Here is a 19,295-nt window from a genome sequence, read left to right on the forward strand (position 1 = left end):
CGTTAGGCAGGCAAGAGGTAGGCCTCGATTTTCGGCCCGTCAACCCCTAACTAACGATCGTTAGGCACTGCTGCCGACCGGGAGGCTGAGGTGAGTTCGAACGTGAAGGAGACGATCCTGGCCGCCGCCAGGAAGACCGCGCAGGCGCACGGCTATGGCGGCCTGAGCTACCGCGACCTGGCCGCCGAGGTCGGCATCAAGGCGGCGAGCATCTACCACCACTTCGCCAGCAAGGCGGATCTCGGCGCGGCCGTGGCGCGGCGCTACTGGGAGGACATCGCGGCCGAACTCGACGCGATGCTGGCCGAGACCTCGGATCCGGTGCAGTGCCTGCGTCTCTACCCCGGCACCTTCCGCCGGTCGCTCGAGGACGGGAACAGGCTGTGCCTGTGCAGCTTCATGTCGGCGGAATACGCCAACCTGCCCGAGGCCGTGCAGCGGGAGGCGCAGGGCTTTGCCGACGTCAACGTCGCCTGGCTCGCCAAGGTGCTGGTCATGGCCGGGGCGGTGAAGCCCGAGGACGGCGGGGCGCGGGCCCGGGCCATCTTCGCCGCCGTGTCCGGCGCCCAGCTCTATGCGAGGAGCCGCTCGGACGTCGCGCAGTTCGACGCCCTGATCGAGAGCTACCGCACCTCGGGCCTCCTGCCGGCGTAGGGCCCGAAGGGGCCGGCACCACGGCAGCGGGGAGGCCAGGTCCGCCGCGGAGGGAAGGCCCTCGGCCTTCGAGCCGGGACGGGATCTCCCGCGTCCGACCCTTGCGCGGCATCGGGCCTCCTCCCGACGAGGCAGGGGGAGGTGGCCCCCACTGCCGCACCGCTCCGGCGGGCGCCGGTCCCGCCTCGGCCAGGGCCGACGGCCAGTCCACCCGCTCCCCGTTTGAAGTCCCGTCCTCGAGGGGCATCCCGTGCGGGCTGATCGCCTCCGTCCCGAATGCCTGCTCCGATCACGCCCGTCCGATCCAGCCGCGCCACGTGAAGGCGGCGAAGAAGGTTTCGACGTCCCGGAAGCCGCCCGCTCGCAGCACGGCCGCGTCGGCCTCCGGCGCGAGGGTGTGCAGGTGGGCCTCCACCGCGCTCCGCGCCTTCGCCGCCTGGTCGCGGTCGGCGCCGGAGGCGACCGCGTAGGCTTCGTACCGCGCGATCCATCGCGAGCGGCGACCGTCCTGCGGGAAGCTTCCATGGGCCGCGACGAACGGCGCGCCGGGCTTCAGGCGCCGGTGGATGGCGCGGACGGTGTCCTCGCGCGCCGGTGCATCGAGGAAGTGGAGGGTGAGCAGGCAGGTCGCCGCATCGAAGGGACCGTCGGGCGCGTCGTCGATGGTGCCCTCGACGAGGGTCACCCGGTCCCTCAGCGGCCCGAGCGTGCGCTCGGCCTCGCGGAGCATCGCCCGGGCGGGGTCGACGCCGACGAACGTCCATCCCGGATGTGCCTCGGCCAGCGCTCGCAGTTCCAGTCCCCCTCCGGCCCCGAGCACCAGGACCCGCGCATCGGCCGGCGCGTGCTCGGCAAGCAGGATTCCGGTCATCCTGTGCAGCGCCTCGAAGCCCGGCACGAAGCGGCGCGGTCCGTCGGCGTAGCGCGCCGCTGCCTCGGGGTCCGAGAAAGCGGCCACGAAGTCCATCGGTTCGGGCTGCGCGCTATGCGTCATCGGATCGGCCCTCCTGCCCGCACGGTCGGCTTTCCGCCAATCGCACTCGAAAATCGGCGCTGAGACGGCCCAGCGTGACGTCGCCGAGCCGCGAGAGCAGCAGGGCCTCGGCATCCCGGAAAGCGCCCGCCAGGGCAGCGTTGACTGCCTGCTCGACGAGACAGGTCGGCTCGTCGCTCCGATGCCCCATCGCGAACACCTCCGGTGAGCCCAGGGCCACGTAGACGTCGTGGAGGGTCACCCGGTCGAGGTCGCAGGCGAGGGTCCAGCCGCCGCCATGCCCCTTGCCGGAGGCGACGAGCCCCAGGTCGCGCAGGCCCGCCATGGTCCGGCGCACCACGACCGGATTGGTCCCCATCATCGCGGCCAGCCGCTCGGACGTCACCGGGCCTTCGGCCTCGGCCATGTGGAGGAGGACGTGCAGCACGCCTGATAATCTGCCGTCTCGTCTCATGAAACTTATGATGTTGCATGAGATGGGAGACTGTCAATCCTCGCCGGACCGGGATGGTCGGCCCGCCGCTTCCCCGCCTTCATTCGGGACGGGGGAGCAGCCCGCGCCACTCTGACCGAGGCACCCGCCGTGACAACGCTCTACACGTGGTCGACTTCGCCCTCGCGGTGCGCTCGGACAAGGAGGCGCCGCTGGCCGTCAGGCGCGGCCTGGAGTGCCCGAATCCTGACGGTGGCCCGGGAGCGGGGTCACGCCTCGGCGGGACGGCCGCCCGCAAGGCGGCCCCGCATCCTGGCGTCAGGCAGCAGGCGGGTTCAGCAGCACCCAGAGACGAACGATCTTTCCGTCCACGATCTCGGCCACGTCCGAGCCCGTGACCGCGACGGGACCATCGTCCGGACCCGCCTGCCAGGATAGCGAGCCGAGGCCATGGTGCCCGACCGCGCGACCGACGGGGGTGAACCGGAACGTCGGTCCGAACTGGTCGAGCAGGTTGCCGGCGACCGTCGAGATGGCGTCGCGTCCGCGCACGACGTGGGTCGGCTCGTACATCACCGGCTCATCGGCGAAGAGTTCAGCCAGGGCCGCTTCCCGCTTGTCCGCGTCGCGCTCGTTGAAGACGCGCTCCAGGTTCGCCCGGAGCAGCGTGTCGTAATCGAGCTCCGCCGCTCCCGGGATGGTCGATGATGGGTCGCTCGACATGGGATGCCTCCTGTGAGTGACGGCCGGATCGTGGAATCAGCCGAACCTGATGCGGTCGAGCGCGGGCAGGGGACCGCCGGGGAACTGGAAGAGGCGGCCGCCGACGGCCAGCGGACCCAAGTCGAGGCCGAAGAAGCCGAGCCGGTCGACCAGCGCCCCGACCTCCGCCTTCGCCGGCGCGTCGTCGCTTGGGTAGAACAGCACGCGGCGGCCGCCGCGGTTAGCCGGGTCGCCGGCGACGAGGCCCGGTCGCAGATGGTTGAACGCCTTCACGACCTGCGCTCCGGGCACGAGGCCGGCGAAGGCCTCGGACGACGAGAGGCCGCCCAGGTCGACCGGCTTGAACAAAGGCGCCTCGGTTGCCGCCGCGATCAGATCCGCCTCCACCGTCACAGCGGTGGTCCGGATCAGCAAGGCGGCGCGTCCGGTTGGGATGCAGGAGCGCCACGGCGAGCATCCTCCGATCCCTCGGCGCGATCCCGCGCAGGCGGGCTCAACTCGCCCGGCATTCCGGTCAGACGCGGCCCTTGGTGACCGAGCCTCACAGGCCAATTCCCGGACGAAACCGTGGGCCGACCTTGTGAAGGGGATTTCAGGCTCTCTCGGGAAGACGCAGTCTCCCTAGGGAGAAATGGTCGGAGTGGCAGGATTTGAACCTGCGACCCCCACGTCCCGAACGGGGGCGTGTGCCGACGGCGGTGTCTCTACGATGCCGCCGTCGGCAGCGCAAGGGGGTTTCTCTCGTCATCTCTCGTCACCCCGAAACGCCTCCCCTAACGGCAACATGTTTGGTCGATGTTTGGTCGGTTCACGTTATGAGCTGGCCCCCGTGTCCCGTTCCAGGCCACGCCTAAAATCACCCGGATTCCGTTCGCCGTTCCTTGACCACGCGGCTTAGCGTGCCGGTAGGGCCTGCCTCCTAGGCTCGCGCCATGCCACGCACGATCCGCATCCACACCGGCTGGCCCGAGCCCAGCTACGCCACGCTCACCGCGAGGCCCGTTCGCCGCCCGGATGAGCACGACGTTCTGCTTGCGGCCGTCGCCGCCTGGCCAGACGGAGCCTTCGCCGCGGAGCTCGCCCATGAACTGGCGGTGGATCGGAGGCGGGAACCGCTCCGCCCGCACCTGCGCTTCACCGGCCTCCCCGTCAGCGCGTACGAGATCCGCGATGTCGATGAGCAACTGCTGGGCCTGTGCGTCCGGCCGGGGGAGATGCGGGGGCGGACGGGCTGGATTCGCGCCGGGGAGTGGCTGGCCTTCGCCCCCGACGGAAGCCGGCAGCGCGTCCGCACGGGCTGGCTAGAGACGCTGCAGTCGGCCGCCGAGCTCCTGGCCAAACGCCCGCGCCGGGCGCTGCGCGCGAGGACGAAGAAGGCCATGTGGGCTGAGCACTACGCTCAGGTGGCCGCGGGGCAATTCGCGGAAGACGCCGACGCCTTCGCCGATCTGCCCGAGATGCCCTGAGGACCCGCCCATGTACCCGAAGAAGAAGTACGGCGTAGCGCCGGCGTTGAGCACGCTCGACACGCTCTGCTCGGCGGCCCTCCAGCAGCCCGACGTCCCGGCGGATCGTCGGGCGCGCGTGGCGGAGATCCAGGCCTGGGCTTTGACAGTCGCCCCCGACGCGAGCCTCGGTTCCCCCGGCGTCGAGACGCCCGAGGGCGCGGCCATCCTGCGCGAGGTCGCCGAACGCCGGGCCTACGTCGATGAGGACCCCCGAGCGAGATGGTTCGCCTGGGGGATGGGCGGGGAGCCGCCCAAGGCCCCGGATTTCGGACGCGGCCAGTGAAAATCGCTCTCTACTAAGGGGGCGCCCCGTTACATCGGCACTCGGTCCCGGGATGCGTCCAGGATCTCAGGGCGCCGCGTCCGTCTTCGGGGTCTGCGGGGTGCCCAGCAGCCGCCCGGCGAGCATCAGGGCGGCGCTCTCCGCCGTCGCTCCCTTCTCCATCAGGACCACTTTGGCCTCCCCGAATACCGGCAGGAGCGGGACGCGCAGACCGCCGATGGCGCCAGCGAGCGCGACGGTGTCCTTGACCCCCATGCGGGCGAGGTGGGCGGCCAGCGCCGCCACGATGGCGCCGTCGATGGAGGGCGTCTCCAGCAGGCCCGCCTCGCGGCGCTTGAGGCGTTCGACGCGCTTGCGCTCGGCGTCGTCGCGCCTTCGCTCGGCGGCCGCGGACGAGCCCGCCCGTCGGACACCCACCGTCTTGGGAACCGGCAGCGGCCCGGGCCCGGGCGTGTCGAGGTCCTGATCGGCTCGCGCCTCGGCCAGAACGCCCTCCAGGAACTCGTCACCGGCGTCGTCGTCGTCGTAGAGCATAGAGGCCTCCCGGTCAGGAGGGGATCATGCTGCGTCGGCCGGCAAGCGACCAGGCGTCCCGGGCCAGGGCTTCCTTTACCCTGCGCACAGGAAGGCGTCTGGGGACTCTTGGCACCGATTCGGGGAGCTGCGATCTCAGGGTGACACGCACCGACGGAGGCCGCCCTGATGTACCATACGAACGCCCACCAGGTCGCCGGCGGCTTCGAGAGCGCTGCCTACTCCATCGCCGGCGCCCTCGGGTCCGCCCTCGTCGCCGGGCGCCTCGCCCGCCAAGCCGCCCGCGCCGAGCAGGACGCCGATCTCGCGGACGCGTACCGCACCGTCGCCGCCCGTGTCCGTTCCGCCCGCCTCGCCGCCGGACATGTCCGACGGGCGACAGCCGTCCGCGCCGAGACCGCCAGGCAGGTCGAGGAGGACGAGCTCCGCCGCATCATCCTAGCGCGTGCCACCGCGGCATGACGTGATGCCAAGACGTGCTCACCGCGGGTCAGGATGTGTGCGCGCAGAAAGAGTCAACCGGGTATAAGCAAGTCACGCGAATGTGATCGAAACGAAAGAGGCCCGCCCGGGCGTACCGGGCGGGCCTCTTTCGTTTGGGATGGCGCGTCAGGCGAAGGCGGGCGCCGGCAGGGATCGGGCCTCTTTTGGAAGGCCCGCCCAAGGGTCGACGCGCAGGACCGGCTCGGGCAGCGACAGGCGGCAGAGCCGGGCGAGCTCGGCCTTGCGCCACCCCGCCATGTCCTCCGGCTCCGGGAGCGAGGCGATGCGGCGCTCGCGAAGGAGGTGCTCCCCGATCCGCCGCGCCGGGTGCGCGGCCAGGCGCGCCTGCTGCTCCGGCGATAGAGCCCCGAGATACGCCAGCGCCGGTTCGTCCAGCGTCCCCTCGACGCCACGGCGCTGCCCGGCGAGGAAACGGAGCGCCGCCTGGCCCCACTCCACGGACGCGTCCGCCGACGGCGCTGCGGTAGCGGACGCGGCCGGCGCCGCGAGGTTCTGTGTGGCCTCGTCGGCGGCGGCCTGGAGCTCCGCGACGGCCTCGGCCTGCGCGGCGGCCGCCTGCCCGGGCGCGCCGCCGGACATCGAGCGGGCGACCCATCTGACGCCATCCCAGACGAGCCGGGGAGCGGTCGCGAGGGCCACGAGGGCGGCCTTCATGATGGCGGCGACGAAACGGACAACGGAACGCATGGGGGACCTCCAGAGGGGTGGCAACCCCGGTAGCCTGCGCCCTGGCGACGAAAGCCACATCCCGCCCGCGGGGGCCTTTCAGCTTTCGTCGCCACCCGTACCATCCCCTCATGCGAGGTCGGCCCTGCCGTCCCGCGCCACGCCGTACGGGAGACCTCGGCACCATGACGACCGATTCCTCGATTCGCCTTTCGCGCCCCGCACACAGCCTCGACCAGGCTGACCGCGAGCGCCTCGCCGACAGCCTCGCCGCCGCCGGCGCCACGCCGGTTGTCTACGCCCGCATCGCGGCCCCCTACGAAGAGTACCCGCGCCCCGACCTCGACTTGGTCATCCAGGCCGACTGGCGCCGCACCAAGTCGATCCATCGGGCGTGGATCGACTGGGCCCTGGAGAACAACGTCGACATCGAGGGGGAGATCTGCGTCGAGCTCCGCTACACGCACGCCCTTCCCAAGGGGCGCGTTCGCCGCCAACGGGAGAGCGTGTCGGGCATCCGGGTCGACCTCGCGCAGGTCCTGCTGGAGCGCGACCTCGCGGTCCTCGACGCCGACGACCGCGCCCTCGGGCTCTGCATCTGAGGGGGGCATCGCCATGAACGACAACACCCCCGTCCACGACCTCGCAGCACGCCGCGCGTCCCTGGGCGCCCTGCCGGCCATCCAGGTCCTCAAGAGCGCCCGGACCGAGGCCGATGCCAGGCGCTCCGCGGCCTCCATCGCGGCGGCCTGCACGCGCCCCCGCCCGGCCTGGTACCGCGAGGACCGGCCCGGGGACGTGTACCTCGGGACCCTTTCGTCGGGTGAGGTCCTGGCATGGGCCTGCGGCACGCCCGACGAGCCGTTGGAGTTGATCGCGTGGATCACTGAATGGTCGGGCTCGTGCGTCTGGAGAGCCGAGGCGTGACGCCCGATCTGCTCGCGGCCGCCGGGGAGGCGCTGTTCGGTCCCGAGTGGCGCCGCCCCGTTGCGGCCGCTCTCGGCGTCGACGCGCGCCTGGTTCAGCGGTGGGCCGCCGGGCAGCGCGAGATGTCCGATTCGGCCATCCGGAACCTCCACGACCTGCTCGGCCAGGAGGCGTCTGGGCTGGAGGCGCAGGCTCTGGCCATGCGCCGGGCGGCCGCCGCCATCGAGGAAGCCGAATAGAACGAAGGCCCCCGGGGACGCTCCCCGGGGCCCTTCTCGTTTCAGGCCTCCTCGGCGGCCGCCGCTGCCTGCCGCTTCGCCCGCTCCTCGCGCTCCTCGGCGATCCGCCGCTCCTCGGGGGACTCGCGCGTCGACGCCATGCGCTCCTGGATCTCCGCCAGGTTGACCGGCCGGTACCCCCAGGCGTCGACGCCGACGTCGAGCGACCGGCTCGTCCCGGGCAGCTTGCCGTGCGAGTGGCCGTAAAGGTGGAGCGCGCCGCGCCACATGCCGTTCCAGGTGCGCAAGGCGTAGTGGCACATGACGATGGCGACGCCGTCCACGTGGATGGTCCGCAGGTCGGCCGGCGGGGATGCCCAGGGAAGCGACACGTGGCGGTCGCCGTCGTGGTTACCGATGATGAGATGCAGCTTCCCGTTCAACCGGGAGAAGATCTCCCGGCACCGCTCGGCCGACGAGTTCATGGCGAAGTCGCCCATAAAGAACACGTCGTGCCCCGGCCGGACGCGCGAGTTCCAGGCGTGCACCAAGTCATCGTCGTGCCGGGCGATGTCGTCCCAGGGGCGACCCTCCATCTTGAGGATCCCGCGGTGCCCGAAGTGGGTGTCGGCGGTGAACCAGGTGGTCGCGGAATTGAACGTCGAGTGCTTGGTCTTCATGAAGGCAGCCTCCGTAGCGGGGGGCTGCGCGCATGGCGTCACGCCCCGGGATGGGTCTCAGCGGTTCGGGGGTGGCGTATGCGTTTCACGGTGGGCCTCGTGGGGCTTCGGTGGGTCAGGGATCGCAGCTCGCGCCGGGGGCGGCAAGCGCGGGTTCGGGGCGTGGTTACGTAATCCCTGGGCGGATAGCCTGGGCGCTCAGGCTGCCATGTCCTTGCGCAGGGACCGCGGGATGGGGAACCACCCGAGAACCCGGTACGACGGTGACCGCACGCTTCCGTGCCCCAGGAGCCACCTACCGGAACGCATGCGCTCCCCGATGAAGATGTCCGTCCTCTCGTCGGTGTAGCCGGGGTCCGCGAAGATCGTCGCCTTGACGAGGAAAGGTGTCTCCAGGGGCGCGTCGTCGGGGTCGCGCCATTCAGGGCGCCGGACGACCGCGAAACCGAGGTCAGCGAGCTCCTGCACGAGGACCTCCGGCTTGTCGCCGCAGATGGAGGTCCATTGGCCGATCTTCGCCAGGGCGGTTGCGTCGGTCGTCATGCCGCCCCCTGCGCCGGCCAAGCCCACGTGACGGGTTCGTGGTACACCCGCGCCAACGCGATCCTCGCCGCGGTGACGCGCCCCCGGTTCCGGCGCCGGGCTCGGCGGGACAGGGGCTTCCCGATTGCCGGCCGGGCCGCCTTGGCCGCCTCCATGTCGACCAGCACGTCGACCCATGCGTTCCGGGTCGGACGGAGGTAGCCACGCTCGAACTCGGCACGCCATTCCGACATCTCGCGTCGGTGGCGCTCGCGCTCCGCGACCATGAAGTGAGCGTAGAGGGACTCCCCGCGGTGCAGGTCCTCGGCCTCGCTGGGCGGGCTGGCGTCACGGCTGGGCTTCGGGTTTGCCGGATTTCCGGCAAGCGGGTCCCTATGCCACTCGTACCGGCGGCAGATGTTGAACTCCTCGTCGCCGACATCGCACCAGCCGTCCGCCGGCGGGCTGACGCAGACGACGGTGAACCCGTCCGGGGCGTGCCCGGGGCTTCCGTTGTGCTCGACGACGCGGTGGATGTCGGTCCCGTCCCGGGTCACCAGGTCGCCGACCTCGAAGAACCGGTTGCCGTAGGCGTCCATCTTGCCGGCCGCGATCAGGGCGTCCCTGCGCTCCTGGTCGGCCTTCCACTCGCCCTCCATGGCCTCGACGGTCGTGACGCCCATGGCAATCGACATGGCGAGGTGGTGGAACCAGGTCTGGCGTTCGGCCGCCTGGTAGCGCGCGAGGGACTCGATGATGGCGCCCGAGCCTGTTGCCGGATTTCCGGCGGCGTCGTCCGCGCCCGGCTCCTCGCCCTCGGGTCCCTCGTCCTCATCCCCATCGTACGGGTAGCCGTGGACCTGCTCGTAGACGTCCTTCGACCACTCGGCGCGGCGGTACGCGAACAGCCCCAGCATGAACTCTCCGGAGCAGGAGTAAAAGCCGCCATCCTCGATGCCGAGCACCCGGCCGTAGAACTCGGGGAACCGGTGCGCGATCTGCTGGAAGATGGGCTCGGCGTCGCCGTTGTAGGCGTCGAATCGGACCTCGATCTCGCCGGGCTCGTCGCGGATGAACTCGAAGTCGCCAGCGTTGTAGCAACTGCCCCAGTTCTCATAGGTCCATTCCCGGCCCTCGCTCTGCTGGTATGGCGCGAACGTCTCGAAACTCAGGCGGACCGGGGAGCCGTCGTAGCTGCGGTTGGTGTTCTCAACGATGTGGGCGGCCTTGAACGCCGCGATGTCCTCGGGCGGCCCCGCGAGCGTCAGACGTAGCGTGGTGTTGTTCGCCATGAGGGGGTCCTGGGGGCGGCCACGGCTCGGTGACCTCGCGGGCTATGCCCACCAGGGATGGTACGCACGCGCGTCGATTCGAACAGGGACGCCGTCGGGCCGCTGGCGCGCCGCCGGGGCCGTGCTATCCGGGACGGCATGGAGATCGCACTTCAATACGTGTCGCCGGACCGCTGGCGCCGGCCCGCCGGATGGACGGTCGTCGGCCTCGTCGGGCGCTTGGCCCTCGCCTACGACCCCGAGCGCCGCCCCCACCTCATAGGCGAGGGCGAGCCGAAGCCGCTCGACGCCACCGAGGTCAACGCCGCGCTGGTTGACGCCGTCGACGCCGCGGCGGATCGGCTCTGGCCGGGCGGGTGGACGACCGCGTTCGCCGAGGCGTTCGCCGTCGACCGCCGGGGCCTTTCCATGAGCCGTCTCGCCCGCCAGGGCCTGCCGCCGAGCGTACTGCTCGCCCTCGCCCAGACGACGGACTCCCACGCACCCGAGGCCCTGGGCGGCCTCCTACTCGCCCTGGCGCGGTACGCGACCAAGGCCGCGGAAGGCTCGCACCCCCGTGTCCAGTTCGAGGAGGCCATGGAGGTCTCAAGGAATGCCGTCGAAATCCTCATGGTCGCCCGGCGGGAAAAGTCGGCTTGGCGGGACGCGGTGACAGGAACGGTTAAGGAATAGCGGCTAGAACCGTCGGCTGACTAAGCGCTCGAAGGGATGCCCCTCGGCGCTGCACGATGGAGCACTCCATGACCAGCCCCCCCAACGCGGGTGCGCTTGCCTGCGCGATTGAGCGTTATCTCTCCGGCGACGCCGAAGCCCCCCGCCGCGCCGGCTTCCCCCACGCTCCGGCCGCCCTTCTTCTCACCGCTCGCTTCGGCAGGTCGGTCCCGGCGCTCCGGACGGCGTCCGCCTTCGGCGAGGACGTGCGGATCGTAGGCATCTACCGCGGCCTGGCGCTGGCGTTCGACGCATATGCGCACGAAGTGAAGCGCAACCGCCGCGAGGCCGAGCAGACCCTGGCCGTGCAGATCGCGGCCGCTTTCGACGCCGTCGCCGGGTGGCTGCGCGAGAGCGACCTGATCGCCGACTTCAGCAACGAGTTCTCCGACGAGGGCGAGTTCGTCGCGCAGAACCTGCGGCTCCTGGCCGGGGTGCTGGCCCTATGCGCATGGGAAGTCGGGCACGAGCCCGCCCGCGCATACGTTCGCGCCCTCATGCCGGATCTCCTGGGCCTTCGAGACGGGCACCGCTATGTCCGGGCGGCCATCGGACTGGCGGAAGACGTCGACCACCTCCATTGGCGGCCCGGGCAAGGGGCACTCGGTCGGCTCGACATCGCCCTCGTGCGCGGCGGCCGCCTCCTCGACGAGGCATCCCGGGGCGCGCCGCAGCCGGAGACGGCGTGGAATGCGGCAGCCCGCGAGATGGCCGCCGAGGACAAGGCCGCCGCGGCGGTCGTGGAGACCGGGCCGAGCCTGCTCGTCCTCGCCAGCGTCTCGCACCTGCCCGGCCTGGCGAAGCCCGGTGAGGGCAAGCCCGGCGGGTCGACGGGCTCAACGCCCCGCTCGGAATGGGCGCCGGTCGCCGGCCGGCGGCTCCGCCTCGTCCGCGTCCCGGATCTCGCCGCGGCGCGGGCGACGCTCGTCGCCGAGTTCCCGGACGACGTCGCCATCGTTGACGCCATCCTCGGGCCCCTCTCAGGTCGGGCATACGTGGCGCTCCCTCCTACGCTGCTGCTGGGGCCGCCCGGCACCGGCAAGTCCAGGTTCTCTCGTCGGCTCGGGGAGGTCCTGGGACTGGCCGTCACCGTCTATGGATGCGCCGGGGTGAGCGATTCCTCGTTCATCGGCACGTCGCGCCAGTGGAGCACCGGCCGCGCTTGCGTGCCCCTGCAGGCCATCCGGCGCGCCGATGCGGCCTCGGTCCTCGTCGTCCTCGACGAGCTTTCCCGCGCCGGGACGCGCCGCGACAACGGCCTGCTTACCGACGGAATTTTGGCCATGACCGAGCGAGAGACCGCGCGGGCGTACCACGACCCGTTCCTGGAATGCGCGGTCGACCTCAGCGGCGTCTCCTACATCGCGACGGCGAACACCCGCGCGGGCCTCGACCCCGCGCTGCTCTCGCGCTTCAGGGTCCTGGAGATGGGGCCGCGCACGCTGGCCTCGCTCCCGGCCCTGACGCGGGGCATCTTCGCCGACATCCGGGCCGAGCGCGGCCTCTACGACGCTTGGCTGCCCGGGCCCGATCCCGAGGAAGAGGCGGTCCTAGCCGCGCATTGGCGTGGCGGCAGCGTGCGCTCCCTGCGCCAGCTCGTCGAGGGCCTGGTCGCTGCCCGTGACGCCCTCGCGACGCGCATGTGATGGGGGACGTAATGGCCTCCCCATCCACCGCCGCCGTCGAGGTGGCCGTCTATTGGCACACGCGCCGCCGGGCCTGGAGCATCAGGGCCGGAAATCGGGTCGTCCGGCACGTCGCCGAGACGGCGCTGCGGGACGTCCGCTTCGTGGTCCACCACGCCGCCGTCGCCAGGGTGCAGCGCCTGCAGGTCCGCGAGGTCTGTGCGTTCGCCGTCGGCACGCCCATCGTCGCCCCGCGCTGGCCGAGCGCCATCCGCGTACGCTTCGACCCGTTCGAGGCGGCCGCCTTCCTCACCGACGACGGCGTCGCCGTCCTCAAGGCTTCCCTGGTTCATTTCGAGGCGGACGGCTCATGCTACGCGGTGCTCTGACCCTCGCCCTGGCGCTCGCCGCCGCCCCGGCCGCCGCGGCGCCTGCCCCGGAGTTGGCGTTCCCCGCGGTGGGCGACCGGTTCCTGCTTTCCGTCCGCGGCCCCGACGTCCCCGGCCGCCAGCGGTTCGCCCGCATCTACGCTGCCCCGGACCGGACGGATGCGCGATACTGGACGACGACAATCGTGTGCGGGACCGTCGATACCCGAAACGGTCGCGAGCGGATCGAGCTCCAGGGGAGCGGTTCCGCATCTCTCGACGGGGGCAGGCTCACCGGCGTTTGGTCCCCCGCAGGCGTCAGCGCGTACGGCCAGGCGCAGATGCGCGTATGGAGCGTCACCCGGCAGGACGGGCTAAACGTGACGGTCGCGATGAGCGGGCCGTGCCCGCCCCTCGGCGAGGGCGACGTGAGCTCTGGTGACTAGCCACCCCGCAGCCTAGGCTGTCGCAACCCCCGGAGCCCGCCATGCGCCTTGCCGCCGACGACCCGACCGTAGACGAACCCGAGCTCTCGGCCGAGGAGTGGGCGGCTCGGGAGGCTGCCCGCCGCCGCCGCGACATCGGGGAGATCATCGCCCGGCAGCGGGCGGCCCGGCGCCTGCCCGTGCGGCGCCTCGCCATCGAGACCGGCGTCTCCGAGAGCACCATCCGCGACCTGGAGGCCGGCGCGCCGACGGATGTCGGGGATGCCGTGCTGGTGGCGGAAGCGCTCGGCCTCGACCTGCTGGTGGCCCTGCGCCGCGCCGCGGGGACGCCCCCGCCGGCCCCGGCCGAGATCGACGACGGCGAAGCGCTGCCGGCGCCGGGGGACTGACCGTGGACCGGACGCTCGCGGTGGCGCTGGTGCTGTGCGCGCTGGGTCTGGTCGTCGCCGGCGTCGCCGCGACCCGCCCGGCGCCATCCGCCGTCACGGTCCTGGCGGCAAAGGAAAGGCCCGGCCCCCTCTCGCGAACCGGGCCGTCTCGGTAGCAAAGTCGGGTTCGCTACGCATTCCCTGCATCGGGTCAGAAGCCAGGGAGCAGGGCCTGCGGAGGCTGCTGCGGGGGTCTGACGCCGAGTGCCTTGGCGTAGTGGACGATGCCCTTGCCGGTGACCTTGGTCGTCGGCCGAGGCTTGCCGCCGAACGGCTCCCAGCGGACGGTGAACAGCCCCTGGTCGATGAGGCGTTGCTTGGCCACGTTGCCCTTGTTGAGCTCGAAGACGTCACCACGGCCCTTGAGCCAGGCCACGAACTTGTTCGGCCCCTGCCCGAGGGCCTTCCCCGCGGCCTGAAGGCCCCAGGTCCCGTCGCTGTCCGCGAGAGCCTCGACGAACTCGACGGCCGGCCGGGTAGCCTCGACGGCGGCCTCGGTCACCGCGAGCTTCGCCGCCATCTCCTGCGTCACCTGGATGAGCTGCAGGGCGATGACCGATAGCTGGCCGGGATCTCGAACGTCGATGACCATCGGGGCGGGCTGCGGCGCGGCGGGTACGACGTGGGTCCCCGTCTGGCGAACGGACGGGAGCACGGTATCGGTGACCCAGCGCCTGAAGCGGTAAGCGATGGAGCCCGGCTCCATCGCCTTCCGGGACCGGAGCACGACCGTGTACATGCCGCCCTCGGTGACGACGGCCCGGGCGCGGGCACCTTTACTTGAGCTAAGGGTGCGGAACTCGTCGTCGTCGAGCATGACCGTGCCCTTCTCGTCCTCGTCGAGGGGGCGCAGGGCGGCGGTGACGTTATCGAGGTCGAGCGCGCGGCAGAGGTCGCGGGCGACGAAGAGGGCGCTGCTGCCGCGATTGACGACTCGGACGGGCTTGCCGTCGAAACTGAAGGTGGATGTGGCCTCGCCCAGGGTGACGGCGGGCAGGGTCGACGTGGTAGAAAGGGTGGCAGCTCGATTCACGGTGCACTCCGTGGGTCGGGTCAGGCCCCGCGGAGCGTTGGACGCGCTCCCGGGGCCGCCTCGCCGGCGGCGGGGTGCCCCTTACCCTACCGATTCGGGTTGCAAGCCGCCACGGCCCCCGGGGGCGTCGGTCGAACCGACCCCCTTTCAGGCCTCCCGGGGCGCTCCGCAGGCCTGCCCGGCATCGTCCATCCCGGGGAACAGGGCGGCGATGGCGAGCACCGCGAACACCGCCAGGTAGGCCTCGCCCGCCTCGCTTGCCGGATTTCCGGCAAGCACGCCCCGGGCGGCCCGAAGCGCGTCCCGGGCGAACAGCTTGGCCTCCTCGACAGGCGTCAGAGCCCGGCGGCAGGGGTCAGCCTCAGCCACGGTCGGCCTCCGCGGCGTCGAGGGCTTGCACCGCCCGGTCGAGGGCGGCCTGCAGGGTGTCGGGGAGGTCGCGGTCGGCCGGCAGGTCGAGGAACCAACGCCTCGACCGGACGAGCTCCCGGGCGGCGTCGACGACGGCCCGCGCGGCCGGGGTGACGACATCGGGGACGTAGGCCCTCACGCCGCCCTCGGGGGCCAGCGGGGCGGGTCGTACAGGCAGGCCCCGATCAGGAACCCGACGATGAAGGCGACGGTGATGCTCACGGGTGCCTCCGGCGATGGCGGGCGGCCTCCCGGGCGGCCTCGGCGACGTCGCCCCGGGCGGGGGCCGCGGCGACGGGCTCGCCCCGGAGCGCCCGGTGGACGTCCGACTTGACGAGGGGCTCCGGCGCGGCGGCGAGGCAGTAGAGGGCGACGAGGGCGACCGGCGTCATTGGTCGGGCCTCGCGATGGATCGGACGGCGCCGAGCTTGCCCTGGCAGTCCCCATGGGCCGCACGCAGGTCGGTGACGTGGAGGGCGACGTCGCGTTGGGTGCCGCCGCGGCGCCAAACGGGCGCGCCCTGGCAGGTCAGGAGCTCGTCCGGGATCTCGGCGAGGGAGCCGCCACGGCTTTGGCAGCCACTGAGGGCGAGTGCTAACAGGGCAACGACGATGATCGGCTTCACTGTCCGGCCTCCAGGGCATGGCGGAGGACCGGCGCGACCGGGCCGTCGTCGGTGGCGGGGGCCCGACGGATGCGGTCATGGGCGGCCGCCGTCGCGCGGGTCCGCTTGGCCGCGGCCTGGTGCTCGCGCTGGAGGGACTCGACGACGCGCCCGCGGACCTCGGCAAGCTCGCGGGCCTCGGCGAGGTCCCGGCGGGTCGAGGCGACCTCGGTCTGGAGGCGGGACACGTAGGCGACGCCGGCGAGGATCACCGCCACCAAGGCGACCGGGACGGCGAGCCGGGGCACGTAGACCGCGGCCAGGACGGCGCCCACTGCGGCGGCCAGCGCCGCAATTCCGGCAGGCGTGACGACGAGGGCGAGCGCCAGGTCGAGCATCAGATCTGCACCCCGGCGCGCAGCAGCTTGATGCGGAGCCGGTACGAGTGGAGCGCCAGGGCGGTGTCGGCGGCCGCGAAGATCTCGGCCTCCAGGCGGTCCGCCATCTCAGGCGCGCCTGCCGCATGGAGATGGTCCCCGATCCCGCGGGCCACGTCGAAGACCGCTTCGGGCTCGGGGTCGGGGCCGTCCATGGGCTTGTACCGGGTCGCGCGCAGTGCCCGCGTGAGCTCCTCGGTCACGTCGAGTTCGGCCTTGGTCCTGGCTGCGGCTTCGAGGGCTTGGGCGTCCATGTCAGTGCACTTCTCCGGCGCCGCGCGCCATGCGGGCGAGGTTCGTGCCCGGCGGGAGCTCGAAGACGGACCCCGGGATCAGGGTCAGGGAGTGGAGGTCCCGGCAGGGGCAGGCCGGGGGCTGCGTCCGGGCGACGAGGACGTCCTTCACGGCCTGGACCAGCGAGCCGAACGCCAGCAGGGCGCAGACGGCGATGACGCAGATGGCGGCGGTCGACATCAGGCGACCTTCCGCTTCCGGCCGAACAGCACCTGCCCGGCCACCCAGGTGCGTCGCGCCGCCTGCCATGCGGCCAGGGCGAACACGATCAGGCACGGCAGCGTGAGCAGCATCATCAGGGGGCGCGGACCATCGACTGCTGACAGGGCGAGCAGCCAGAGGGTTGCCGCGAGGCTGAAGGCGTGGAGCCGGTCGTGCCCGAGCCGGGCGGTGGTTCTCGCCCGGTCGATCAGGAGGAGCCAGACCCAGGGAAGGGTAAGCAGGAGGATGTACAGAGCGGGCAGCTTCACGGTCAGATTCCCTTCAGGCAGAGGGCGCGTTCCTGCGTCCGGCGCCGGGTCAGGCCCGGCATCGTGACGCCGGCGGCGCGGTTGAACTTCAGCATCGCGTCGCAGGCGGCGCGGGTCTCGCCGGCGTTCCAGAGGCGCGCGACGCTCGACTTGCAGAAGCCGCCCGAGCCGATGTTGTAGGAGAGGCTCAGGAAGGCGGCGTAGGTCTCGTCGGCCATCGGCCGGGTGACGCACGCCTCCAGCTTCAGGGCGTACCCCTCCAGGCTGCGGGCGAGCATCGCCTTGCACTCGGCCACCGTGTGGGTGTCGCCCCGCTTCACCCCGGCTGTCTCGCCGAAGCACACCGTCCAGGGTTCGCGTCCCGTCGCCGGGTCGGGGTAGGCCGAGGTCCGGAGGCCCTCGAACCCGCCGACGAGGCCGGTGCACAGGGCGGCCGCGGCGGCGGACCGCTTGAGCCGGGATCCCAGCTTCAGCGCCGGTCGGGACGCGGCGACGTTTGCCGGAATTCCGGCAACGGCCCGGGGGGCACCGAGGCCGCGAAGGAAGGCAAACATCAGGCGGTCTCCCCGGAGATGGCCTGCTGGGCCACGAGGCGGGCCGCCATGCCGCCGAGGTTCACGGCCGCGTAGGCCGCGGCGAACACCACCGGCGATACCGGCGGGGACGAGGCGAACACGCTCATGCCGAGTTCGACCGCGCCGAGGACGGCGCCGACGGCGTTGAGCCGGAAGGACCAGGACCGCTTGGCGACGGTCTTGGCGTTCGGGACGAGCTTGGGCTTGCGCACGGTCAGGACCTCAGGCGGTTCGAGCGGGGCGGCCGCGGCGGCCGGGGCGGTGACCCGCCGTCGCCGTCGTCGTCATCGTCGCCCCGGAGCGACCGGCGCAGGATCTCGCCGTGGTCGTGGAGGGCGCGGGTCAGGTCGGTGCCTGTCCGGACGAGCGTGAACCCGAGGTCGCGGTCGGCCGGGTCGAGGGCGATGCGGGGAAGCGCCAGGGACTGCTCGGGCGGGCGGCGGGCCTCTTTGATCCGCGCGAGGACGTAGGTGCCCCCGGCGAAGACGCCGCCGACGGCGACGGTGCCGATGGCCTTCAGGGCGTCGGCGGGCAGGCCGATGAAGGTGCTGACGAGGTCGATCAACGGGCGGCCCTCCGGACGATGGCTGCGCGCTGGTCGTTCGTGCCCTGATCCCAGAGGGCCCGGAACGCGCAGTAGGCGTCGACGAGGGCAAGGACGCCGTAGGCGCCGACGCCGGTGTTCCAGCCGGGGTAGCCGTCCCGGGCGAGGAGCCATGCCAGGCCGGTCCAGACGGCGGCCCCGGCGGCGGCAGTGACGAGGCGGATGCTCGGGGAGTGGCGCTTAGAGCCGTTCACCCAGAGGCCCAGCATCCGGACGACGGCGACGCCGAACAACGCGGCGCCCCAGGTCCCCTCGGGGGCGATGTCGGAGAAGGCGTCGAACGTCGGGCGCGAGAACGTCGCCCCGGGGAGCAGGAGGGCGACGGCAACGCCGAGCAGCACCAGGGCCCCGACCCACTCGGCCTCGCGGCGCTCATGGTAGCCCCCGAAGGGAAGCGCGCGGTTCACGATGCGGACCCCTTGCCCTCGCCGGACGGGCCAGGCGCATCCGCCGGGGCGGGGTCCGCCTCCGGGACCGGCTCGGACACGGGATCGGACGGGATGGCCTCGAACGCCGTCGGGAACGGCGACGGCGGCAGGAGCTCGCCGTGGCGCACGATGCCCTGGCTGCCGCAGCGGCCGCAGTGGACCTCGCTCCAGTCCATGCCGGGGCGGATCACCCCGAGCATCCCGGCCTTGCAGGCGGTCGCGTCTGGGCACGCGTCGAAGTTGAAGGGCTGGTCGGTCACGCCTGGTACTCCGCGTCGAGGCACGTGCGCTGGCGCCGGGGCGGCACAGGCGTCGACGGGCCGGTGGGCAGGAGGTCGGCGCGGACCTTCTAGGCCAGCACGGCCACCACGGCCCCGTCGGCGATGACGAGCTTCAGGCCGGTCTGGCCCTCGATGACCGCGCAGGCGCCGTTGGCGACCCCGAGGCCGCCGACGATGCTGAGGCGCCGGCGGATGGCCGCGACGTTGACCCGGTGGGCCTGCAGCGCCTTCACGGCCTCGGCGTCGTCGCCATCGCCCACGACGCCCAGCGCCCGCTCGGCGTACCGGCGGACGGCATGGTCGGTGGCACGGGCGCGGACGCCGTCGGGATTACCGCGCTGGGCGGTGGTGGCGGTCGCAGGGGATGGCTGCACGAGACGCTCCTTGTGCTCGGAGCGTCCCCCCGGTGCCGGTATTCGGCTAGCCGTCGGAGGCGAGGTCGTAGGTGCGGCGGGCCCCGGGAAGGCCACTCGCGAGGGAACCAAAATGGTAGAGCCCCGCCGGCGCGAGGTGCGCAGCAGCGGGGCTCAAGCTGTGGTGCAGCTACCGGGTCACCGGATGACCGCAGTGTAGGGCCACGGGGCGCAAGGGACAATGCCGACAGGCAGTCCGGGGGCGACTTTCGGAGGGGGGGCGGCAGGG

General features: G+C 72.1%; 35 protein-coding genes. 11 read left to right on the forward strand and 24 right to left on the reverse strand.

Going from position 1 to position 19,295, the window contains the following annotated elements; translation table 11 throughout:
* Window positions 1-90 precede the first annotated feature (90 nt).
* Window positions 91-654, forward strand: a complete 564-nt coding sequence (locus ABZT49_RS32775) for a TetR/AcrR family transcriptional regulator (protein WP_355292624.1) — start codon at window positions 91-93, stop codon at window positions 652-654.
* 289 nt (window positions 655-943) lie between these two features.
* Here the strand turns inward: ABZT49_RS32775 and ABZT49_RS32780 are convergent, their stop codons facing one another.
* From ABZT49_RS32780 to ABZT49_RS32795, 4 genes are all read right to left on the reverse strand, one after another.
* Window positions 944-1,648 (reverse strand): class I SAM-dependent methyltransferase, encoded by a 705-nt coding sequence (locus ABZT49_RS32780; protein ID WP_355292626.1) that lies wholly within the window; start codon window positions 1,646-1,648, stop codon window positions 944-946.
* The gene (locus ABZT49_RS32785; protein ID WP_355292628.1) at window positions 1,638-2,102 is read right to left on the reverse strand and encodes an Rrf2 family transcriptional regulator; all 465 of its coding nucleotides are present in this window, start codon (window positions 2,100-2,102) and stop codon (window positions 1,638-1,640) included. The genes ABZT49_RS32780 and ABZT49_RS32785 overlap by 11 nt, the downstream gene beginning before the upstream one ends.
* Window positions 2,103-2,399: 297 nt before the next feature.
* A complete protein-coding gene (locus ABZT49_RS32790) occupies window positions 2,400-2,804 on the reverse strand; it encodes a nuclear transport factor 2 family protein (protein ID WP_355292630.1) in 405 nt (134 codons plus the stop codon).
* 36 nt (window positions 2,805-2,840) lie between these two features.
* Window positions 2,841-3,218, reverse strand: a complete 378-nt coding sequence (locus ABZT49_RS32795; protein WP_407943620.1) for a hypothetical protein — start codon at window positions 3,216-3,218, stop codon at window positions 2,841-2,843.
* A 518-nt stretch (window positions 3,219-3,736) separates the two neighbouring features.
* Here ABZT49_RS32795 and ABZT49_RS32800 point away from each other — a divergent pair.
* Both ABZT49_RS32800 and ABZT49_RS32805 read left to right on the forward strand, forming a co-directional pair.
* Entirely contained in the window at window positions 3,737-4,270 is a 534-nt protein-coding gene (locus ABZT49_RS32800; RefSeq protein ID WP_331297114.1) for a hypothetical protein, read from the forward strand.
* Window positions 4,271-4,280: 10 nt separating this feature from the next.
* Window positions 4,281-4,595, forward strand: a complete 315-nt coding sequence (locus ABZT49_RS32805) for a hypothetical protein (RefSeq protein WP_331297113.1) — start codon at window positions 4,281-4,283, stop codon at window positions 4,593-4,595.
* A gap of 66 nt (window positions 4,596-4,661) precedes the next feature.
* Here the strand turns inward: ABZT49_RS32805 and ABZT49_RS32810 are convergent, their stop codons facing one another.
* Complete coding sequence (locus tag ABZT49_RS32810) at window positions 4,662-5,129, reverse strand: hypothetical protein (RefSeq protein WP_355292632.1); 468 nt, start codon at window positions 5,127-5,129, stop codon at window positions 4,662-4,664.
* A gap of 168 nt (window positions 5,130-5,297) precedes the next feature.
* Here ABZT49_RS32810 and ABZT49_RS32815 point away from each other — a divergent pair, with 168 nt between their 5' ends.
* Window positions 5,298-5,591: a hypothetical protein gene (locus tag ABZT49_RS32815; protein ID WP_331297111.1), complete on the forward strand. Its 294-nt coding sequence runs from the start codon at window positions 5,298-5,300 to the stop codon at window positions 5,589-5,591.
* Window positions 5,592-5,738: 147 nt separating this feature from the next.
* On the opposite strand, the gene ABZT49_RS32820 is transcribed toward ABZT49_RS32815, so the two are convergent.
* Window positions 5,739-6,320, reverse strand: a complete 582-nt coding sequence (locus tag ABZT49_RS32820) for a hypothetical protein (RefSeq protein ID WP_355292634.1) — start codon at window positions 6,318-6,320, stop codon at window positions 5,739-5,741.
* Window positions 6,321-6,484: 164 nt separating this feature from the next.
* Here ABZT49_RS32820 and ABZT49_RS32825 point away from each other — a divergent pair, with 164 nt between their 5' ends.
* Genes ABZT49_RS32825 through ABZT49_RS32835 form a run of 3 tightly spaced genes read left to right on the forward strand, consistent with a single transcriptional unit; the run spans window position 6,485 to window position 7,465 of the window.
* On the forward strand, window positions 6,485-6,901 hold the full coding sequence (locus tag ABZT49_RS32825; protein WP_355292635.1) for a hypothetical protein: 417 nt from the start codon (window positions 6,485-6,487) through the stop codon (window positions 6,899-6,901).
* Between the two features lie 13 nt (window positions 6,902-6,914).
* Window positions 6,915-7,226 (forward strand): hypothetical protein, encoded by a 312-nt coding sequence (locus ABZT49_RS32830; protein ID WP_331297108.1) that lies wholly within the window; start codon window positions 6,915-6,917, stop codon window positions 7,224-7,226.
* Window positions 7,223-7,465 (forward strand): hypothetical protein, encoded by a 243-nt coding sequence (locus tag ABZT49_RS32835; RefSeq protein ID WP_331297107.1) that lies wholly within the window; start codon window positions 7,223-7,225, stop codon window positions 7,463-7,465. Before ABZT49_RS32830 ends, ABZT49_RS32835 begins: the two co-directional genes overlap by 4 nt.
* A gap of 41 nt (window positions 7,466-7,506) precedes the next feature.
* Here the strand turns inward: ABZT49_RS32835 and ABZT49_RS32840 are convergent, their stop codons facing one another.
* From ABZT49_RS32840 to ABZT49_RS32850, 3 genes are all read right to left on the reverse strand, one after another.
* Entirely contained in the window at window positions 7,507-8,124 is a 618-nt protein-coding gene (locus ABZT49_RS32840; protein ID WP_331297106.1) for a metallophosphoesterase, read from the reverse strand.
* A 198-nt stretch (window positions 8,125-8,322) separates the two neighbouring features.
* Window positions 8,323-8,667 (reverse strand): hypothetical protein, encoded by a 345-nt coding sequence (locus tag ABZT49_RS32845; RefSeq protein ID WP_331297105.1) that lies wholly within the window; start codon window positions 8,665-8,667, stop codon window positions 8,323-8,325.
* Entirely contained in the window at window positions 8,664-9,938 is a 1,275-nt protein-coding gene (locus ABZT49_RS32850; protein ID WP_331297104.1) for a hypothetical protein, read from the reverse strand. The genes ABZT49_RS32845 and ABZT49_RS32850 overlap by 4 nt, the downstream gene beginning before the upstream one ends.
* Before the next feature lie 138 nt (window positions 9,939-10,076).
* Here ABZT49_RS32850 and ABZT49_RS32855 point away from each other — a divergent pair, with 138 nt between their 5' ends.
* The 4 genes from ABZT49_RS32855 to ABZT49_RS32870 all read left to right on the forward strand — a co-directional run bounded on the left by ABZT49_RS32855 (window position 10,077) and on the right by ABZT49_RS32870 (window position 13,477).
* Window positions 10,077-10,610: a hypothetical protein gene (locus ABZT49_RS32855; protein ID WP_331297103.1), complete on the forward strand. Its 534-nt coding sequence runs from the start codon at window positions 10,077-10,079 to the stop codon at window positions 10,608-10,610.
* Between the two features lie 68 nt (window positions 10,611-10,678).
* Window positions 10,679-12,295 carry an AAA family ATPase gene (locus ABZT49_RS32860; protein ID WP_355292639.1) on the forward strand — a complete coding sequence of 539 codons (1,617 nt, stop codon included), beginning with the start codon at window positions 10,679-10,681 and terminating at the stop codon, window positions 12,293-12,295.
* Between the two features lie 11 nt (window positions 12,296-12,306).
* Window positions 12,307-12,663 (forward strand): hypothetical protein, encoded by a 357-nt coding sequence (locus tag ABZT49_RS32865; protein WP_331297101.1) that lies wholly within the window; start codon window positions 12,307-12,309, stop codon window positions 12,661-12,663.
* 466 nt (window positions 12,664-13,129) lie between these two features.
* Window positions 13,130-13,477: a helix-turn-helix domain-containing protein gene (locus ABZT49_RS32870; protein ID WP_331297099.1), complete on the forward strand. Its 348-nt coding sequence runs from the start codon at window positions 13,130-13,132 to the stop codon at window positions 13,475-13,477.
* Between the two features lie 190 nt (window positions 13,478-13,667).
* Here the strand turns inward: ABZT49_RS32870 and ABZT49_RS32875 are convergent, their stop codons facing one another.
* From ABZT49_RS32875 to ABZT49_RS32945, 15 genes are all read right to left on the reverse strand, one after another.
* The gene (locus ABZT49_RS32875) at window positions 13,668-14,549 is read right to left on the reverse strand and encodes a phage antirepressor KilAC domain-containing protein (RefSeq protein ID WP_331297098.1); all 882 of its coding nucleotides are present in this window, start codon (window positions 14,547-14,549) and stop codon (window positions 13,668-13,670) included.
* A gap of 147 nt (window positions 14,550-14,696) precedes the next feature.
* Complete coding sequence (locus ABZT49_RS32880; RefSeq protein ID WP_331297097.1) at window positions 14,697-14,918, reverse strand: hypothetical protein; 222 nt, start codon at window positions 14,916-14,918, stop codon at window positions 14,697-14,699.
* Entirely contained in the window at window positions 14,911-15,099 is a 189-nt protein-coding gene (locus ABZT49_RS32885) for a hypothetical protein (RefSeq protein ID WP_331297096.1), read from the reverse strand. Before ABZT49_RS32885 ends, ABZT49_RS32880 begins: the two co-directional genes overlap by 8 nt.
* Before the next feature lie 79 nt (window positions 15,100-15,178).
* A complete protein-coding gene (locus tag ABZT49_RS32890) occupies window positions 15,179-15,352 on the reverse strand; it encodes a hypothetical protein (RefSeq protein WP_331297095.1) in 174 nt (57 codons plus the stop codon).
* Window positions 15,349-15,585, reverse strand: a complete 237-nt coding sequence (locus tag ABZT49_RS32895) for a lipoprotein (protein WP_331297094.1) — start codon at window positions 15,583-15,585, stop codon at window positions 15,349-15,351. Before ABZT49_RS32895 ends, ABZT49_RS32890 begins: the two co-directional genes overlap by 4 nt.
* The gene (locus tag ABZT49_RS32900) at window positions 15,582-15,962 is read right to left on the reverse strand and encodes a hypothetical protein (protein ID WP_331297093.1); all 381 of its coding nucleotides are present in this window, start codon (window positions 15,960-15,962) and stop codon (window positions 15,582-15,584) included. The genes ABZT49_RS32895 and ABZT49_RS32900 overlap by 4 nt, the downstream gene beginning before the upstream one ends.
* Window positions 15,962-16,255, reverse strand: a complete 294-nt coding sequence (locus ABZT49_RS32905) for a hypothetical protein (protein WP_355292643.1) — start codon at window positions 16,253-16,255, stop codon at window positions 15,962-15,964. Before ABZT49_RS32905 ends, ABZT49_RS32900 begins: the two co-directional genes overlap by 1 nt.
* A 1-nt stretch (window position 16,256) precedes the next feature.
* Window positions 16,257-16,475, reverse strand: coding sequence for a hypothetical protein (locus ABZT49_RS32910; protein ID WP_331297091.1), 219 nt, complete (start codon window positions 16,473-16,475; stop codon window positions 16,257-16,259).
* Complete coding sequence (locus ABZT49_RS32915) at window positions 16,475-16,765, reverse strand: hypothetical protein (RefSeq protein WP_331297090.1); 291 nt, start codon at window positions 16,763-16,765, stop codon at window positions 16,475-16,477. Before ABZT49_RS32915 ends, ABZT49_RS32910 begins: the two co-directional genes overlap by 1 nt.
* 2 nt (window positions 16,766-16,767) lie before the next feature.
* Window positions 16,768-17,232: a lysozyme gene (locus ABZT49_RS32920; protein ID WP_331297130.1), complete on the reverse strand. Its 465-nt coding sequence runs from the start codon at window positions 17,230-17,232 to the stop codon at window positions 16,768-16,770.
* A gap of 86 nt (window positions 17,233-17,318) precedes the next feature.
* Entirely contained in the window at window positions 17,319-17,552 is a 234-nt protein-coding gene (locus ABZT49_RS32925; RefSeq protein ID WP_331297089.1) for a hypothetical protein, read from the reverse strand.
* A 2-nt stretch (window positions 17,553-17,554) separates the two neighbouring features.
* On the reverse strand, window positions 17,555-17,905 hold the full coding sequence (locus ABZT49_RS32930) for a hypothetical protein (protein WP_355292645.1): 351 nt from the start codon (window positions 17,903-17,905) through the stop codon (window positions 17,555-17,557).
* Window positions 17,902-18,351, reverse strand: coding sequence for a hypothetical protein (locus ABZT49_RS32935; RefSeq protein ID WP_331297087.1), 450 nt, complete (start codon window positions 18,349-18,351; stop codon window positions 17,902-17,904). Before ABZT49_RS32935 ends, ABZT49_RS32930 begins: the two co-directional genes overlap by 4 nt.
* Entirely contained in the window at window positions 18,348-18,632 is a 285-nt protein-coding gene (locus ABZT49_RS32940) for a hypothetical protein (RefSeq protein WP_331297086.1), read from the reverse strand. The genes ABZT49_RS32935 and ABZT49_RS32940 overlap by 4 nt, the downstream gene beginning before the upstream one ends.
* Before the next feature lie 89 nt (window positions 18,633-18,721).
* Entirely contained in the window at window positions 18,722-19,027 is a 306-nt protein-coding gene (locus ABZT49_RS32945) for a hypothetical protein (protein WP_331297085.1), read from the reverse strand.
* Window positions 19,028-19,295: the final 268 nt, after the last annotated feature.

The sequence above is a fragment of the Methylobacterium sp. EM32 genome, from assembly GCF_040593685.1.
GTDB lineage: Bacteria > Pseudomonadota > Alphaproteobacteria > Rhizobiales > Beijerinckiaceae > Methylobacterium.